At 65.8% G+C, this 15,640-nt stretch carries 16 protein-coding genes and 1 tRNA gene; 2 read left to right on the forward strand and 15 right to left on the reverse strand.

Annotated elements, in window-relative coordinates; genetic code table 11:
- Positions 1-180 precede the first annotated feature (180 nt).
- Entirely contained in the window at positions 181-1,125 is a 945-nt protein-coding gene (locus tag TEP_RS06265; protein WP_132824655.1) for an aromatic alcohol reductase, read from the reverse strand.
- Between the two features lie 142 nt (positions 1,126-1,267).
- Between TEP_RS06265 and TEP_RS06270 the strand changes: the two genes are divergently transcribed.
- Positions 1,268-1,624, forward strand: a complete 357-nt coding sequence (locus TEP_RS06270; protein ID WP_240790638.1) for a helix-turn-helix domain-containing protein — start codon at positions 1,268-1,270, stop codon at positions 1,622-1,624.
- Positions 1,625-1,702: 78 nt separating this feature from the next.
- Here TEP_RS06270 and TEP_RS06275 read toward each other — a convergent pair.
- A tRNA-Lys gene (locus TEP_RS06275) sits at positions 1,703-1,778 on the reverse strand.
- 175 nt (positions 1,779-1,953) lie between these two features.
- Here TEP_RS06275 and TEP_RS06280 point away from each other — a divergent pair.
- Positions 1,954-2,967 carry a hypothetical protein gene (locus tag TEP_RS06280; protein WP_132824656.1) on the forward strand — a complete coding sequence of 338 codons (1,014 nt, stop codon included), beginning with the start codon at positions 1,954-1,956 and terminating at the stop codon, positions 2,965-2,967.
- Between the two features lie 150 nt (positions 2,968-3,117).
- On the opposite strand, the gene queC is transcribed toward TEP_RS06280, so the two are convergent.
- The 13 genes from queC to pgaB all read right to left on the reverse strand — a co-directional run bounded on the left by queC (position 3,118) and on the right by pgaB (position 15,640).
- Complete coding sequence (queC, locus tag TEP_RS06285) at positions 3,118-3,783, reverse strand: 7-cyano-7-deazaguanine synthase QueC (RefSeq protein ID WP_132824657.1); 666 nt, start codon at positions 3,781-3,783, stop codon at positions 3,118-3,120.
- Positions 3,784-3,861: 78 nt separating this feature from the next.
- Positions 3,862-4,563, reverse strand: a complete 702-nt coding sequence (gene queE / locus TEP_RS06290; RefSeq protein WP_132824658.1) for a 7-carboxy-7-deazaguanine synthase QueE — start codon at positions 4,561-4,563, stop codon at positions 3,862-3,864.
- 237 nt (positions 4,564-4,800) lie between these two features.
- Positions 4,801-5,619 (reverse strand): tol-pal system protein YbgF, encoded by an 819-nt coding sequence (gene ybgF / locus TEP_RS06295; RefSeq protein WP_025874667.1) that lies wholly within the window; start codon positions 5,617-5,619, stop codon positions 4,801-4,803.
- Between the two features lie 3 nt (positions 5,620-5,622).
- Positions 5,623-6,141 carry a peptidoglycan-associated lipoprotein Pal gene (gene pal / locus TEP_RS06300; protein WP_005410748.1) on the reverse strand — a complete coding sequence of 173 codons (519 nt, stop codon included), beginning with the start codon at positions 6,139-6,141 and terminating at the stop codon, positions 5,623-5,625.
- Positions 6,142-6,205: 64 nt separating this feature from the next.
- Positions 6,206-7,525, reverse strand: coding sequence for a Tol-Pal system beta propeller repeat protein TolB (gene tolB / locus TEP_RS06305; protein WP_132824659.1), 1,320 nt, complete (start codon positions 7,523-7,525; stop codon positions 6,206-6,208).
- A gap of 248 nt (positions 7,526-7,773) precedes the next feature.
- Positions 7,774-8,829, reverse strand: a complete 1,056-nt coding sequence (tolA, locus tag TEP_RS06310) for a cell envelope integrity protein TolA (RefSeq protein ID WP_088100991.1) — start codon at positions 8,827-8,829, stop codon at positions 7,774-7,776.
- Complete coding sequence (gene tolR, locus TEP_RS06315) at positions 8,819-9,247, reverse strand: protein TolR (protein WP_025874671.1); 429 nt, start codon at positions 9,245-9,247, stop codon at positions 8,819-8,821. Before tolR ends, tolA begins: the two co-directional genes overlap by 11 nt.
- Positions 9,248-9,271: 24 nt before the next feature.
- Positions 9,272-10,051, reverse strand: a complete 780-nt coding sequence (tolQ, locus tag TEP_RS06320; protein WP_025874672.1) for a protein TolQ — start codon at positions 10,049-10,051, stop codon at positions 9,272-9,274.
- 10 nt (positions 10,052-10,061) lie between these two features.
- The gene (ybgC, locus tag TEP_RS06325; protein WP_132824660.1) at positions 10,062-10,499 is read right to left on the reverse strand and encodes a tol-pal system-associated acyl-CoA thioesterase; all 438 of its coding nucleotides are present in this window, start codon (positions 10,497-10,499) and stop codon (positions 10,062-10,064) included.
- Positions 10,489-11,529 carry a Holliday junction branch migration DNA helicase RuvB gene (ruvB, locus tag TEP_RS06330; RefSeq protein ID WP_025874674.1) on the reverse strand — a complete coding sequence of 347 codons (1,041 nt, stop codon included), beginning with the start codon at positions 11,527-11,529 and terminating at the stop codon, positions 10,489-10,491. The genes ybgC and ruvB overlap by 11 nt, the downstream gene beginning before the upstream one ends.
- Before the next feature lie 460 nt (positions 11,530-11,989).
- Positions 11,990-12,481, reverse strand: a complete 492-nt coding sequence (gene pgaD, locus TEP_RS06340) for a poly-beta-1,6-N-acetyl-D-glucosamine biosynthesis protein PgaD (RefSeq protein WP_132824661.1) — start codon at positions 12,479-12,481, stop codon at positions 11,990-11,992.
- Positions 12,478-13,731, reverse strand: coding sequence for a poly-beta-1,6-N-acetyl-D-glucosamine synthase (gene pgaC, locus TEP_RS06345; protein ID WP_117310856.1), 1,254 nt, complete (start codon positions 13,729-13,731; stop codon positions 12,478-12,480). Before pgaC ends, pgaD begins: the two co-directional genes overlap by 4 nt.
- Before the next feature lies 1 nt (position 13,732).
- A complete protein-coding gene (pgaB, locus tag TEP_RS06350; protein WP_132824662.1) occupies positions 13,733-15,640 on the reverse strand; it encodes a poly-beta-1,6-N-acetyl-D-glucosamine N-deacetylase PgaB in 1,908 nt (635 codons plus the stop codon).

Here is a 15,640-nt window from a genome sequence, read left to right on the forward strand (position 1 = left end):
GTTTTTCCGGCATTTCAGGGGATAGGCATGCGATCCGCGACCGAGGCTCCATCGTCTGACTCCGACTACCGGGCCATTCGGGAACTGCTGTGCCGCGACGCGCGGCCGAAGTGATCGCACTGACGGTGACGGCAATGAAATAGGCGTCCGGCGGGCGCCTCTTCACAATGCAGCGGCAAATCAGGAGCGCTGCACGTTGCAATCCAGCCACGCCTGTACGCCTTGCAGCGCGGCCCCGATCTTCGCATTGAACGTGCGCTCCACATCCCACGCAACGCCCCTGCCTTGGGCAAAGGCCGCGCGATACTTCTTGATCATGTTGGCCGGGTCGTCAGCCAGTTCCTGCATGAGCTGGGGTACGCCCCAGATCACCAGCTCGAAAGGTTCGCCGAACGCCTTCTGCAGGATATCCGGAAGGTCACCGTAACGGATGGTGTCGCCTGCCAGATACACGATCTCATTGCGGATCGCAGGTGTGTGGAACACGATGCGCGCTGTCATTTCGCCGATGTCATCCGGCGTGGTCAGGGTGACCGCGTTGCTCGCCGAGCCCAGCGCGTTCACTTTATGCCCAATCAGGTCGACCACGCCGAAATCGGGTTCGAAGAGGTAGCTGGTGAACATCCCAGTGGAAATGATCACCCAGTCCATCGCGGTCTGCGAACGCAGATACTCGCGCACGTCCAACTGCGCGTCGAACAGGTCCTGCGGGCCACCGCGTCCGATGGCATCAAAGTCGACACCGAACTGCCACGGGAAGTACCGGGGGATGCCGGACTTCACCGCCGCGCGCGCCACTTTCATCGGCGTATTGCGACCTGCGGCGTAGCCGGTGCATCCAATCACGGTATCGAACTGCGCGAAGGTGGCCGCCAGCGCGTCCACCGTTTCTGTCACCAGATCACCGGCGACGATGTCCACCCCCAGCGAGTGGAGTTCATCAACGATCCGCTGCTTTTCAGGCAGAGCTGAGTCGATCGACGCCGCCCGCAGCATCACGCTGATCTGTGTCCCGGCATGGTTTGCGGCCAGACGTGCAAGGTTGCGGATGACAGGCATTCCAAGCTCGCCTGCGCCGAGCACCAGGATCGAACGTGACGGGATGGCGCTGATATGGGATGACATTGAATTCGCCTTGTGTGTGTACGATGGCGGCGATTCTGCTCGCCTCATGGCCCACACGTAAGAAGGCACATCGATGATACCGACCGCACCGTTCATGAGTCCGCAAGAGCTCCTGCGGCATTCTCAAGCCATATGCGACGGCATGAGCGAGGACGAAGACGGCCTGCGCCGCGAGGTTCTGGCGCACGCCGGCAGCCGCTGGTCGCTCGGCATCATCCATGCGCTTGGCGTGTATGGAACGCTGCGTCATGCCGAGGTCGCGCGCCGGATGAAGGGGATCACCCAGCGCATGCTCACGCGCACGCTCCGGCAACTGGAGCGGGACGGGTTGATCAGCCGACAGGATCACCACGAAGTGCCGCCGCGTGTGGAGTACAGCATCACGCCGCTGGGCAAAGACCTTCTTGTGCTGATGATTCCCATGTGGACATGGGTGGTCGCGCATGCAGAGGACTTCCGCCGATGCCGGCAGAAGTTTGATTCTTCGGACGCGGAATGATGGGGTGATCTGCGGCGGCGGCCTTTTCTGCGTGCGCACGAAAAAGGCGCCCAGCAGGCGCCTCAGTCATTGATGCATTGGTGGGCCGTGATGGATTCGAACCATCGACCAAAAGATTAAAAGTCTTCTGCTCTACCGACTGAGCTAACGGCCCATGCAAACGCCCCGGCCTTTCGGCGGGGTGGGCATTCTACCGTACTTTTTCGGGTTGGGTGAAGCCGGGGATCTACCAGGTTGCCCGCCAGCGGCCGGCACTACCCCCGCTGCGGGCCTCTAAACCTTTCCGCCACGCGCCGCATCTCACCTGCGACCCTGCCCCGGAGCGATGGATGCGCCTGCCACTGCCGCTGATGCTCGCCCTGCTGCTGCCGTTTGCCGCCGCTGCGGCATCGCCTGCACAGGTGCGGACCGACGACATCGGCCGCTTCTGGGCTACTTATGATGCGGTACTCGCCGAGCCCGATGCCGCGCAGCGGGTGGCCCTGGTGCAGCAGCGCTATATCGAGCCCGGCAGCCCTGGCTTGCATGCGCTGATGAAGGTGCGCAACTACACCGCCGCCGAATACGCACAAGCAATGCTCGCCTGGCCGCGCTTCTGGGCCTCGGTGCGGCCGCTGACTGCCAACGCCCGGCAGGCCAGCGCCACGCTCGAGCAGGATCTGGCTGTGTTCCACAGGCTCTACCCCGCCCTGCGCCCGGCCAGCATCACCTATGCGGTGGGCGTGCTGCGCACAGGAGGCACCACGCAGGGGGACCAGGTGCTGATCGGTGCGGAGATGGCACTCGGCGATGCAAGCGTGGATGTCAGTGAACTGCCGGAGCCGTTGCGCAGTCGCCTGCGGGCCTTCTACGACAGCGCGCCCGGCGCGAACAACGCGCAGAACAACCTGCATGAGTACGTGCACACCCAACAGCGCGAGACCACCGGATCGCTCGCGCAGTACGCGGTGCGCGAAGGCGTGGCCGAGTACATCGCCGAGCGGATCAGCGGTCGCCGCCCGGCACTGCCGCTGTACACCTATGGCCCGTTGCACGAATCGGAGATCCGCGCTCGCTTCAGTGCGGAGATGGATGGCGATGCGCTGGACAACTGGCTGTACAACAGCGCCCGTAATGCGTTCGGGGTGAGTGATGTGGGGTACTACGCGTGTTACCGCATCGCGCAGGAGTACATGCGGCAGCAGCCGGATGAGCAGGCGGCAATCGCACGGATGATCGAGCTGGATTACAGCGATCCGGTTGCGGTGCGCGGTTTCATCGAAGCATCGGGGTGGTTGCAGCCTCCGCGCACCAATGAGGCTGCCGGCCAGCGGCCGGCACTACCGGAATCCCAACATTGGTAGCGCCGGGCCGCGCCCGGCGGGTCAGGCGGTGCGAACCAACGGTTCGCACCCACCGGGGTAGCCCGGCAGCGGTAGCGCCGGGATAGTGAGTGCGAACCAACGGTTCGCACCCACCGGCCACCGGCCAGCGGCCGGCACTACCAGAGTCGGTCAGGCGTACAGCGTCGGGTCGGGCACGCCGGCATCGGCGAAGCCCTGCGCGCGCAGGCGGCAGGCATCGCACTGCCCGCAGGCCGCGCCGCTGGCATCGGCGTTGTAGCAGGACACGGTCAGGCCGAAGTCCACGCCCAGGCGCACGCCTTCGCTGACGATCTGGCCCTTGCTGAGGAACTGCAGCGGCGCATGCACGGTGATGCCCGCGCCTTCCACGCCCGACTTGGTCGCCAGGTTGGCCAGCGCCTGGAAGGCGGCGATGAATTCTGGGCGGCAATCCGGGTAGCCGGAGTAGTCCACGGCGTTGACGCCGCAGAAGATGTCGTTGGCGCCAAGCACTTCGGCCCAGCCCAGCGCCAGCGACAGCATGATGGTGTTGCGCGCCGGCACGTAGGTGACCGGGATGCCCTCGCCGCCCGCCTCGGGCACGTCGATGTCGTCGGTCAGCGCCGAGCCGCCGATGCTGCGCAGGTCCACGTCCACGGTCTTGTGCACGATCACGCCTTGGGCCTTGGCCACGCGCGCGGCAGCATCCAGCTCGGAGGTGTGGCGCTGGCCGTAACGCACGCTCAGGGCATGCACGGCGAAGCCCTGTTCCTGGGCCATGGCGATGACGGCGGCTGAATCCATGCCGCCGGAGAGAAGCACGACTGCCTTCTTCATGGGTAAATCATCCGGTTGGGGGGAGAAAGCCAGCACGCTGTCCCGCGCCGGAGCTACATCAGGAAACGCTGCGCCGGCTCATCGGCCCGGCTCGTCGTTCCACAGGATTTTATGCAACTGCATCTGGAAGCGCACCGGCAGCCGGTCTTCGACGATCCAGTCGGCCAGCTGGCGGGCAGTGATTTCGCCCTTGCTGGGTGAGAAGAACACCATCGTGCGCTGCACCAGCTGGTGTTCGGCGACCATGGCCTTGGCCCAGTTGTAGTCTTCGCGGTTGCAGATCACGAACTTGACCTGGTCACGCGTGGTCAGCAGCGGCAGGTTCTCCCAGCGGTTGCGCGCGACCTCGGCCGAGCCCGGGGTCTTGATGTCGACCACGCGCGACACGCGCGGATCAACAGCGCTGACGTCCAGCGCACCGGAGGTTTCCAACGATACGTCCAGGCCGGCATCGCACAGCTTCTGCAGCAGCATCAGGCAGCGCTTCTGCGCCAGCGGCTCGCCGCCGGTCACGCAAACGTGGCGCACGCCCTGCGCCTGCACGTGGGCCACGATATCGTCGATGTCCCACCAGGTGCCGCCGTGGAAGGCGTAGGCGGTGTCGCAGTACTGGCAGCGCAGCGGACAACCGGTCAGGCGCACGAACACGGTCGGCCAACCGGCGGTATCGGCTTCGCCCTGCAGCGAGGTGAAGATCTCGGTGATCTTCAGGCGCGGCAGGGGCGACTGCACGATCTCGCTGGGCGTGGCAACGGCGGCGGACGGGGGAACGGCGGTCATGGCGGGGACTTCTTGGTGGGACACGTGGCGGGTGGGCTACCGTGGCCGGTAACGAACGCAGCCGGGCATGGCCCGGCTCTACAACAGCAGCCGGTCGGGCATGGCCCGGCCGGTAATGCAAGCCGCCGGGCATGGCCCGGCGCTACCGGATCCGGACGGGTTTGCCGACCCGGAAACGAAAGCAGCCGAGCAAGGGCTCGGCGCTACGGGGAACACATTGTACGCCCGCTCAGCGGATCAGCGGATCTGATTGCCGAGGCGGATCGACTGCAGGCGGTCCTGCGCGGTACGCGCGGCATCCGAGCCCGGGTATTGCGCCACGACGGTCTCCAGCGTCTGCTGGGCCTGGTCGACTTTGCCCTCGCCGTACTGCGAGAGGCCGACCTTGAGCAGGCCGCCAGCGGCCTTGTCGTGGGTGGGATAGCGCGAGAGCAGTTCGCGGAACTGGGACTCGGCCATCGGGAAATTGCGGGTGGCGTAATAGCTTTCACCCAGCCAGTACAGCGCATTGGGGGCGTAGACGCCGTTCGGGTACAGCTCCAGGAAGCTCAGGAACAGCTGCGCCGAATCATCGTACTTGCCCGCCTTCAATGCGTCGAAGGCCACGTTGTAGGACGTACGTTCGTCACCGGTGACGGCCAGGCTGCCCGGGTCACCATGGACGGAAGGCGGCCGCTCGGAAGTGGCCGCCGCTGCGGGTTTTGCCGGGGCTGCAGGAGCCTTCGGTGCGCTCGCCGGAACCGCAGGCAGGGCCGGGGCGGCAGAGCCCCCTTCCAACCGGTTCAGGCGGCTGTCCAGATCCAGGTACTGGTCCTGGGCGGTCTGCTTGAGCTGGGCGTTGTCGTGCTGGAGTTGCTCGATCGAGGCCTGCAGGCTGGTGACCTGCTGCCGCAGCTGATTGATCTGGTTCAACAGGTCCTGGTTGGCACTGTTGTTGTACATCTGCTGCTCGAGCGAACCGACGCGGTCGGCCAGGCTCTGTCGTTGTGCATGCGCCGGTGCGGCAGCCACGAGGGCTGCCGCAACGACCAGCATCAGTTTGATGCCAAGGCGCATGGATTACTGCGCGGTGTAGACGATTTCGACGCGACGGTTCTGCGACCAGCAGGACTCGTTCGACTCGGTGCAGACCGGACGCTCTTCACCGTAGGACACGACGGTCAGCTGCGAAGCCGAGCCACCGTTGGCCTGCAGTGCCGAGTTGACGCCGTTGCCACGACGCTCGCCCAGGGCCTGGTTGTACGCACGCGAACCGCGCTCGTCGGTGTGGCCCTGCAGGGTGATGCGCGAGGACGGACGGTCACGCAGGTACTTGGCGTGGCAAGCCATGATGGCCTGGAATTCCGGCTTCACGTCTTCCTTGTCCAGGTCGAAGTAGACAACGCGCTGGCGCAGGCAAGCGTCGGTGTCCAGGTCGCCCGGGCCGTACAGGCCCGAGGTCGACGGACCGGTCGGGGTGGTGGTCGAGGTGCCGGTGTCAACCGGGGCTGCCGGCTCTTCCTTCACCTTCTTCGAGCAACCGGCCAGGACGGCCACAGACAGCAGGGAAACAAGCAGAACGCGGGTGGACTTGTTCATGGCGATACCTTTGTGGCTCCTAAGCCGATGAGGGGTTCAATACAGAGAAAATATTAACACTCTTTTAGCGCTGGGTACGGTATGGGGACCATGCCGGCTCGCGCACATCACCGTCTGCCAGAACCAGGCGCTGGCGCACGCGCGCATCGGCCGAGACGGCGTACAGCACACCACGACCACCCTCGCGGGCGGCATACAGCACCATGCTCGCGTTGGGCGCGAAGCTCGGCGATTCGTCCAGCGAACCCGGCGACAGCGTGCTCCAGCGGGGCGAACCCAACGAGCTGTCCATCACCGCGATCTTGTAGCTGTTGCCCGAACCCTGGGCAACGGCGATCTTCTTGCCGTCGTAGGACACCGAGGGCTTGGCATTGTAGTTGCCCTGGAAGGTCACGCGCTCGGCGCTGCCGCCACCGGCACCGACCTTGTAGACCTGCGGACGGCCGCCGCGGTCGGAGGTGAAGTACACCGCGCTGCCATCCGGTGCCCAGGTCGGCTCGGTATCGATGGCGAAGTGGTTGGTCAGCTGGGTCAGCTGCTTGCTGCCCAGATCCATCACGTAGATTTCCGGGTTGCCCGAACGCGACAGGGTCAGGGCCAGCTTGCGGCCGTCCGGCGAGAAGGCCGGGGCGCTGTTGATACCGCGGAAGCTGGTGACCAGCTCACGGGCGCCGGTGGAGATGTTCTGGATGTAGATGGCCGAGTTGCCACGCTCGAAGCTGACGTAGGCCAGCTTGTTGCCATCCGGGCTCCACGACGGCGACAGCAGCGGCTCGGCCGAACGCACGATGGTCTGCGGGTTGAAGCCATCCGAATCGGCCACCATCAGCGCGTAGCGCATGGCGTCGCCCTTGCCGCTGGCGGTCACGTAGGCGATGCGGGTCCAGAAGGCACCACGGACGCCGGTGATCTTCTCGTAGATGGCGTCGGCCATCTGGTGGGCAACGTCGCGCATGGCATTGCCACGTGCGGTCATTGCCAGGCCCAGCAGGCGCTCGCCCTTGGGCACGTCGAACAGCTCGTACTCGACGCGGTAGGCGCCGGCACCGGCGTCCATGACCCGGCCGACGACGATGTAGTTCTGCTTCAGCGCGCGCCAGGTCGGGAACTGGATCTCGCCGCCGCGGGTCGGCTTTTCCACGATCTGCGCTTCGGGCAGCGTGCGGAACTGGCCCGAACGTTCGAGGTCGGCACGGACCACGCCGGCGACGTCGGTCTGCGGAGCACCGGCTGCACCTTGGTAGGGCATCGGCACGATGGTGATCGGGAGGGCGGAGGCATTGCCGCCGATGATGTCGATATCCAGCCCCTTCTGCTGCGCGACGGCAGCAAAGGGCAGCAACAGGGCCGCAAACACGGCAAGCCAGCGAGGCATCTTCTTCATGGAGCGCTCAAATAGGGGGAACCGGAACGAGGGATAACAAAACGGCAGTGAACCGCTTCGCAATCATGAACCAAGGGTACGTGAATTCCTGGTCAGTGCCAGCCGGGTCTCTCACATGCCGTTAACGTCGCGGCCACCTTTCGTGCGGATGACGCGTCCCAAGCATGGCGTGGACGGCCCGTACGATCCAGAGCTGAAGGCGTCACTGGACGACGTGACAGCCCCAGAGGGCTGCCCTGCCCCGCGCCTCAGCGATCCTGGGCGGTGAACGTGAAGTTGATCGTGCGTGCGAATACCTGCTCGAAACCGCGGTACGGCAGCGGCTGGGCGTTGAGCACGGCGGCCTCGATCGAGCGCTTGCCGGCTTCATCGAACGGGCAGCCGGCGCTGACCGTGGCGCTGCGGACGGTACCGCCCGGCAACTGGTTGATGGTGATCTGGCAGCGTTGGCCCAGCGGCACGCTGTCCGGACGCACCCACTGCGCCAGCACCTTGGCCTGGATGGCCGCCGCGTACTTGGCAGACAGATCATCACTGCTGCCACCACCACCGGCCGCCGGCTGTGCGGCACCACTGGCACCGGCAGCGGCCGTGCCTGCAGCATTGCGCGCAGCGGCAACCTGGCGCAGCTTCTGCTCGGCCAGCTTGGCTTCCTTTTCGGCCTGCTCGCGGCGGGCACGGATGTCGGCGATCTTCTTCTGCTTCTCGGCCTCGGCCTTGTCAGCGGCCAGGCGCTCCTGCTCGGCCTGCTTCTTCTTGGCGTCCGCCTCCTGCTGCTTGGCCAGGCGCAGCTTCTGCTCGGCCTCTTCCTGGCGCTTGCGCTCGGTCAGGTCGATCTGCTCCTGGCGGCGCTTGGCTTCCTGCTCCTGCTTGGCCTTTTCCTGCGAGATCGCCAACGCGCTGACCGCGTCCTGGTCCTTGGTATCGGGCTGCGCCACGCGCTCCTGCGCCTGTTGCTGCTGCGGCGTCGGTGCGTCCTGCGGGCGCGGCTCTTCAATCGGCTGCGGCGGCGGGATGGTGTCTTCCGGCACCGGGATCGGTTCGGCCACCGGCGGCGGCAGGTCTTCCAGCTTTTCCGACTGGCGCAGGGCCTGGCGGGCGGCGGCGGCTTCGGACGCGGACAGCGCCAGGCTGGCCTCGACCGAGGGATCACCTGCGGCGGCATCGGTATTGCGCTGCGGTGACCACAGCCAGGCGCCGATGAAGATCAACGCGACCAGCAGGTGCACCAGCACGGCCAGCACCAGCGGCTGGCCCCAGCCGGGTTCCTGCTTGTGCGGTGGCGGCAGGGCGTCAGCGTGCATCGGTGGCCAGGCCTACCTTGTCCACGTTGGCGCGCTTGATCACATCCATCGCCGCGATGACCTTTTCATAGGCCACGGCACGGTCGGCGGCGACGATCACGCGCACTCCCTTGTCCTGCGCGGCGATGCCGGACAGGTGGCCCTGCAGTTCCTCGGCGGTGACGGCCGTGGGTTCCTTGGCGTCGGGCAGCTTCAGGCTGAGCTGGCCGTCCTGGCGCACCGAGACGATCACCGGGTCCTGCTTGCTTTCCAGCGCCTTGGCGTTGGAATTGGGCAGGTCGACATCGAAGCTCAGGGTGAGCAGTGGCGCGGTGACCATGAAGATGATCAACAGCACCAGCATGACGTCGATATAGGGAACGACGTTGATTTCCGATTTCAGCTTGCGGCGCTTGCGGCGACCGATGGCAGCGGACATGGCTTGGACTCCCGGGTCTGGCGCTTACTCGTCGCCAGCGCTCTGGCGCTGCAGGATCGAGCTGAACTCGTCGGCGAAGGTCTCGAAACGCACCGACATGCGCTCCACGCGGGTGGTGAAGCGGTTGTAGGCCCACACCGCCGGGATCGCCACGAACAGGCCGATGGCAGTGGCGAACAGCGCTTCGGAGATGCCCGGGGCGACGGCGGCGATGCCGGCCTGGGCGCCGCTGCTGATCATGTCGTGCATGGTCACCATGATGCCGAACACGGTACCGACCAGGCCTACGTACGGGGCGGTCGAGCCGATGTTGGCCAGCAGCTCCAGGTTGCGCTCGAGCTGGTCGACTTCGCGGGTGTAGGTGGTGCGCATGGCGCGCTGGGCACCTTCCAGCTGGGCGCGGCCATCCAGCCGGCGCTTGTCGCGCAGGCGGGTGTACTCGCGGAAACCGGCTTCGAAGATGGCTTCCAGGCCGCCGACATTGCGGCTGCGGTCGGTGGCCGAGCTGTACAGCTTGCCCAGGTCGGCACCGGACCAGAAGCGGTTCTCGAACTCGTCGGCTTCGCGGGTGGCCTGCTTGAAGATGCGGGCCTTGCGGAAAATGATGACCCAGCTGACGAACGAGCCGACCAGCAGCGCCAGCACGATGATCTTCACCGGCAGGCTGGCCTTGGCCATCAGTTCGAGGTAGTTGATGCCGCCGCCGGTGGTGGCCTGGGCAAGGGTCTGGGTCGCGGCATTGCTGACGTCAGCCGGCAAAGCCTCGGTGACCGTGGCCTGCAGGGCCAGGAGCGTTGCGATCATCCGTTGTTCCTCAAGAGTTCTGTTCGGATTCGGGGTGGAGGTGGGGTTGCAGCGCGACAAGGACGGCATCGTCCATGCCACGCGGGCGGAAACTGGCCGCGTCCAGTGCGGCGATGCGGACCTGTGCGGACAGCAGCAGCTGGCCGTCGCGCAGGACCTGCTGGTCGAAGACCATGCTGGCCTTCTTCAGCTGGACCAGGGTGGCGCTCACCTGCAGCTGGTCATCCAGCCGTGCCGGCTTGATGAAATCCATCTGCATGGAGCGCACCGCAAAGACCATGCCGTGCTCGGACCGCATGCGCTCCTGGCCGTAGCCCAGCGCGCGCATCCATTCGGTCCGGGCCCGTTCCATGAAGGCCACGTAGCGGGCGTGGTAGACCACGCCGCCAGCGTCGGTATCTTCCCAGTAAATGCGTGTCGGCCAACTGAATCGCGGTTCAACCGACATCGGGGACCTCGGCAAACAGGTCCTGCGGCGGGTTCTTCGGCTTCAGGCCCATGTGCCGGTAGGCCTTGTGGGTGGCCATGCGGCCGCGGGCGGTGCGCACCAGGAAGCCCTGCTGGATCAGGTACGGCTCGACCACGTCTTCCAGCGTGCCACGCTCTTCGGACAGCGCCGCGGCGAGCGACTCGATGCCCACCGGGCCACCGTCGAAGTAATCGACCATGGTCTTCAGCAGCCGGCGGTCAAGCTCGTCGAAGCCTTCCGGGTCGACCTTGAGCATCTGCATTGCGGCCTGGGCCACGGTCTGGTCGATATGACCACCGGCCTTGACCTGGGCGTAATCGCGCACGCGGCGCAGCAGGCGGTTGGCGATACGCGGGGTGCCGCGCGCGCGGCGCGCGATCTCCCCTGCCCCGTCGGCGGTGCAGTCGATGGCCAGGATCGCGGCCGAGCGGCGCACGATGCGGGTCAGTTCTTCGACGCTGTAGAACTCCAGGCGCTGGACGATGCCGAAGCGGTCGCGCAGCGGTGCGGTCAGCAGGCCGGCGCGGGTGGTGGCGCCGATCAGGGTGAACGGCGGCAGGTCGATCTTGATCGAGCGCGCCGCAGGGCCCTCGCCGATCATGATGTCGATCTGGAAATCTTCCATCGCCGGGTACAGCACTTCTTCCACCACCGGCGACAGGCGATGGATCTCGTCGATGAACAGCACATCGTGCGGCTGCAGGTTGGTCAGCAGCGCGGCCAGATCGCCGGCCTTCTCGATCACCGGGCCGGAGGTCACGCGCAGGGCCACGCCCAGTTCGTTGGCGATGACGTGGCTGAGGGTGGTCTTGCCCAGGCCGGGAGGACCGAAGATCAGGACGTGGTCCAGCGCGTCGCCACGCCCCTTGGCGGCCTGGATGTAGATCTCCATCTGCTCGCGCACCGGCACCTGGCCGAGATAGTCGGCAAGTCGCTTGGGTCGGATGCTGGCGTCGGCGGCGTCATCCTCGCGGGTGGCGCCGGCGGCGATGATGCGGTCGTCGGTCATGTGCTGATTATGCGGTAAAAGCGGGGAGATTCGGCCGGGCTTCGCCCGGCACCCGCAGAGGCAATTGCCGGAGCAGCTGCCGGAGCAACAGCCAAAGCTGGCTTCCTGGGGGATGCCGGGGTGGGTCCGGTTGCGGGGGACGCTGCAAGTACGTCCATGTAAGCTCGGTCGCCGCATCCATGCCAACGCCCGTATGCGTGACGCTCAGAGCGGACCGATCCCCGCCTGAGCGCACCAGAGGGCGTTGCTCCTGAGGCTGCCGGCCAGCGGCCGGCACTACCGTGCCCGTTTACCGGAAGGGCTGGCGCTCCTCCAGCAACACAGTTGCTACAAGGACGTACTTGCGGCGTCCCCGCAATCCGACACCGCCCCGCCATCCCACGGAATGCCAGCTGTTGCTTCGGCTGTTGCTGTTGCTTCGGCCTCTGCGGGTGCCGGGCGCCGCCCGGCCGAACCCCCGTTACCTCAACAGCTGTGCGGTCATGCCCAGCGGCCGTGCATGCTCATCCATGTGCAGGGTGATGGCCTTGGCACCGAACATCTGTTCGGCAAGCTGATCGCTGGCACCCAGCGAATGGGCGATCTCCGCACGACTTGCGTCCTCGTGCGGGCCGCGCCGTTCCTTGCCGGCAAAGCGGTAGCGGTTGTACTCGGCCCAGGCGATCAGCAGCAGCGCACAGCACGTCAGGATCACCGGCAGGGCGATGATCACGAACGGGTCCAGATGCTGCTTGCGCTCGTACAGCTGCAGCCACGCCAGCTGCCCACCGAGCAACCAGGACACCAGCGTGACCAGCGGTGCCCACAGGTAGAAGTAGAACCCCCAGAATGCCAGGGTCACAAAGCCCCAGGCAGTGCGCTGCAGGCGGGGCTGCTTGAGCGGCTTCTGGATCAGGCGCGAGTCGAAGCGGTTGGACGGCGTCCTGGCAGTCGTCTGGCGATGTGCGTTCATCGGATACCTCTGTCTGGGCTGACCCAGGTGGCACGCTTGCCACGCCGCCGGAGAAGGGTCTTCGGCAGCGCCACCAGCGTGGTGAACAGGCTGATCAACCAGTACGCCATCGGGTACCAGATGACCCAGAAATAGTTGCGGCCGATATGCGTTTCGTAACGCCTGTCGATGATCAGGCTGCTGGCGAACTGCAGCAGGCAGACCAGGGCCAGGATCACGCCATGCCATTGCGGCAGCAACGTGTCGATGTACAGCGATGGCGGCATCGGGATGAACTTGCCCACTGCCCACAGCAGGATGATCACCAGCATGGTGTAGGCCCACAGCACGCTGAGGATGTACTCCAGCAGCACGCCCCACATCCGCCGCTTGCGCCAGCTGAACAACGAAGTGCCGTGGCGCAGCAGCACCTCCACGCCGCCCTGTGCCCAGCGCAGACGCTGCCGCCACAGACCTTTCAGGGTTTCCGGCATCAGGATGAAGCACAGCGCGTTGGGCTCGTAGCGGATGTCCCAGTGATCCAGCTGCAGCCGCCAGCTGATGTCGATGTCCTCGGTGACCATGTCATCGGCCCAGTAGCCGATGCGATGCAGGGCGGTGCGACGGAACGCGGCAATGACCCCGGACACGGTGAAGATGCGGCCGTACACGCGTTGGGCGCGCTTGATCATGCCGATGATCGAGGAGAACTCCGCCACCTGCAGGCGGCCGAGCAGGGTGGAGCGGTTGCGGATGCGCGGGTTGCCGGTTACCGCACCCACGCGTGGGCCACTGGTCAGGTGCCAGACCATCCAGTGCATGGCGAACTCTTCCAGCATGGCATCACCATCGATGCACACCAGGTACTCCGATCTAGCGGCCAGCGCGCCCATGCGCAACGCGTTGGCCTTGCCCAGGTTGCGGTCCAGATGGACCACGCGCAGGCGCGGATGAAGCGCTGCAAGCGCGTCCAGGCGGGTGCCGGTGTCGTCGGTGCTGCCATCGTTGATGGCGATCACCTCAAAGTCCGGATAGCGCTGGGCCAATGCCGCGCCGAGGGTGTCGTCCAGGTTCGCCGATTCGTTGTGGCACGGGATCAGCAGGCTGGCGAACGGATACTCCGCCATCGGTGGTGGGTCGTTGCGCGGCCGCGACTTCCGCTCACGGCGGAAGAAATAGTACAGGCCCCCGGACATCCAGAAGAACGCCATCACCATGGGGTAGAAGAAGGCGAACTGGAACATGGCGTTGAGCCACGGATTCATGTCCACGTCACTTCTCCGGATACGGGAAGTTGCGCGCGGACATCGCCGCGCGTGCATCCTGGGTCGACGGCTTGTCGGCGATGAAATCGTCCGGGTACCACGCGAAATGGCGCACGCCCTGTGCCTGCAGGCGGCGGATCTGCGCGCGCAGCTGTTCGCCGCTGATCGGCCGCTGCGTGCGCCAGTCCACGGTCTGCAGCTCGAACATCGTGTGCTTCAGCTCGGGGTCGTGCGCACGCACGGCCACCACCAGCTTGTCCAGCCAGCGCTGCGGGCGGCGGCTGCCTTCCATCCATGGCATCGCCATCAGCGCGGTGCGGTCGTAGGCCTTGTTGAACAGGTCCAGGCGCTGGGCGAACCACGCCGCGCTCTGCGGCTCCAGCACCGGCTGCGCGTACAGGTTGCGCACGGTGCCCAGCTTGGGGCGCCAGCGTTGTGCGCTGTCACGCAGTTCCAGGGTGAAATCGATCAGCGCCTGCGTGCGGCCGCCGTCGCTGCCTTCCTGCGGCAGCTGGGCAAGTTCGGTATCGCGCACGTAGCCGTCATCGTGGAACAGCAGGCCTTCGAAATACGAATTGATCGCCAGGTCTTCGTAGATGTCCTTGATGATCTGCCGTGCCTGCGGCTTGGTGAAATCCAGGCGGTACATGCCATCGCGTTCCGGGCTCTGGATGCCCAGCGCCGCACGCTGCGCAGCGTCGGGCAGTTCATAGCCCAGCACCGGCAACCACGCATACACCTTCACCCCGGCACGGGTTTTCAGCTGCCAGGCGACGCGGTTGAACAGGTCCGCGCGCATCGGCAGGTGGCGGTTCGGGAAGTACAGGGCATCGGCGGTGTTGTTGCCGTCCGGATCGGCGAAGGCCTGCAGGTAGACGTGGGTCGGGCCGATCCGCTTCACCCGCTCGATCAGCGCATCCAGGTTGCGCGCCTGCTGTGCAGGGTCGCTGTCGTAGACCGAGTCCATATCGATCTGCAGTGCACGGGTGCCGTCCAGATTGACGTTGCGACGCAGCTCGAAGGCCAGCGAGGTGATGTTCGGATTGCTGGTCACCAGCAGGCGTGCCAGGCCATGCAGGTCGGCGGTCACCGGCGTGCTGCGTCCTTCCAGGTCGAAGGACACCGGCATGCCCAGCTGCTCGGCGATGTCGTTGCTCAACTGGTTGTAGGCGGCATACGGCCAGACGATCGCTTTCGGGCGTACACCCAGTTCCTTCTCGATGCGCTGCACGCTGCGGCCGAGATCGTCGCGCAGGCGCTTCTCGTACTCCTGCGCGCTTTCATAGCGCTGCGCCTTGGGGTCGTAGATGCGGGTGATCACCGCCGGGGTCTGGTTGCCCTGCGGGTTGGACTGCACGCCGTGGTGCAGGTTGTCGGTATGGCTGGCCAGTTCGATCAGACCGCTGGCCTGCATTTCGCGCAGCTGGTCCCAGGTCAGGAAGTCGTCATGGCCGAAGGGACGGTAGCCGTAGTCGATGGTGCGGCCCGGTGCCATGTCCACGTAGTCGGTGATCACCGCCACCAGGGCCGGATAGTTGTACGCGCGCAGCAGCGGATAGACGCGGCTGTATACGCTGCGCAGGCCATCGTCGAAGGTCAGCAGCACCGGCCGCGGCGGCAGCGTTGCTTCACCGCGCGAGGCCTTGATCAGCTGTGACAGCGACACCGGGTGATAGCCATGGGCGGACAGCCAGTCCAGGTGTGCGGCGAAGTTCTGCGTGCTGACCGCGTAGGCATCGCCGTCGGATTTTTCCAGCACATCATCGCGCACGTCGTGGTAGCTGAGGACCAGCAGGCCGTTGTCGGCCGCGTCCAGTTCCGCGGCCGAGCTGGCGCGCTGGGCTGCGGCAGGCAGCGCGAGGGCCAGCAGCGTCAGCAGCAGTACGGTCGTCAGGTTGCGAAGCATCCGTTCCAT

It is taken from the genome of Stenotrophomonas sp. TEPEL, assembly GCF_004348785.1.
Lineage (GTDB): Bacteria > Pseudomonadota > Gammaproteobacteria > Xanthomonadales > Xanthomonadaceae > Stenotrophomonas > Stenotrophomonas indicatrix.

What these genes read in the sequence shown, in the direction of transcription:
- TEP_RS06280 (WP_132824656.1), top strand. Translation starts at nt 1,954, where the DNA reads ATGCGCCTGCCACTGCCGCTGATGCTCGCCCTGCTGCTGCCGTTTGCC.
- pgaB (WP_132824662.1), bottom strand. Translation starts at nt 15,640, where the DNA reads ATGGAACGGATGCTTCGCAACCTGACGACCGTACTGCTGCTGACGCTG.
- tolA (WP_088100991.1), bottom strand. Translation starts at nt 8,829, where the DNA reads ATGCACGCTGACGCCCTGCCGCCACCGCACAAGCAGGAACCCGGCTGG.
- tolB (WP_132824659.1), bottom strand. Translation starts at nt 7,525, where the DNA reads ATGAAGAAGATGCCTCGCTGGCTTGCCGTGTTTGCGGCCCTGTTGCTG.
- queC (WP_132824657.1), bottom strand. Translation starts at nt 3,783, where the DNA reads ATGAAGAAGGCAGTCGTGCTTCTCTCCGGCGGCATGGATTCAGCCGCC.
- ybgF (WP_025874667.1), bottom strand. Translation starts at nt 5,619, where the DNA reads ATGCGCCTTGGCATCAAACTGATGCTGGTCGTTGCGGCAGCCCTCGTG.
- tolQ (WP_025874672.1), bottom strand. Translation starts at nt 10,051, where the DNA reads ATGATCGCAACGCTCCTGGCCCTGCAGGCCACGGTCACCGAGGCTTTG.
- TEP_RS06265 (WP_132824655.1), bottom strand. Translation starts at nt 1,125, where the DNA reads ATGTCATCCCATATCAGCGCCATCCCGTCACGTTCGATCCTGGTGCTC.
- ruvB (WP_025874674.1), bottom strand. Translation starts at nt 11,529, where the DNA reads ATGACCGACGACCGCATCATCGCCGCCGGCGCCACCCGCGAGGATGAC.
- queE (WP_132824658.1), bottom strand. Translation starts at nt 4,563, where the DNA reads ATGACCGCCGTTCCCCCGTCCGCCGCCGTTGCCACGCCCAGCGAGATC.
- ybgC (WP_132824660.1), bottom strand. Translation starts at nt 10,499, where the DNA reads ATGTCGGTTGAACCGCGATTCAGTTGGCCGACACGCATTTACTGGGAA.
- pgaD (WP_132824661.1), bottom strand. Translation starts at nt 12,481, where the DNA reads ATGAACGCACATCGCCAGACGACTGCCAGGACGCCGTCCAACCGCTTC.
- pal (WP_005410748.1), bottom strand. Translation starts at nt 6,141, where the DNA reads ATGAACAAGTCCACCCGCGTTCTGCTTGTTTCCCTGCTGTCTGTGGCC.
- tolR (WP_025874671.1), bottom strand. Translation starts at nt 9,247, where the DNA reads ATGTCCGCTGCCATCGGTCGCCGCAAGCGCCGCAAGCTGAAATCGGAA.
- TEP_RS06270 (WP_240790638.1), top strand. Translation starts at nt 1,268, where the DNA reads ATGAGCGAGGACGAAGACGGCCTGCGCCGCGAGGTTCTGGCGCACGCC.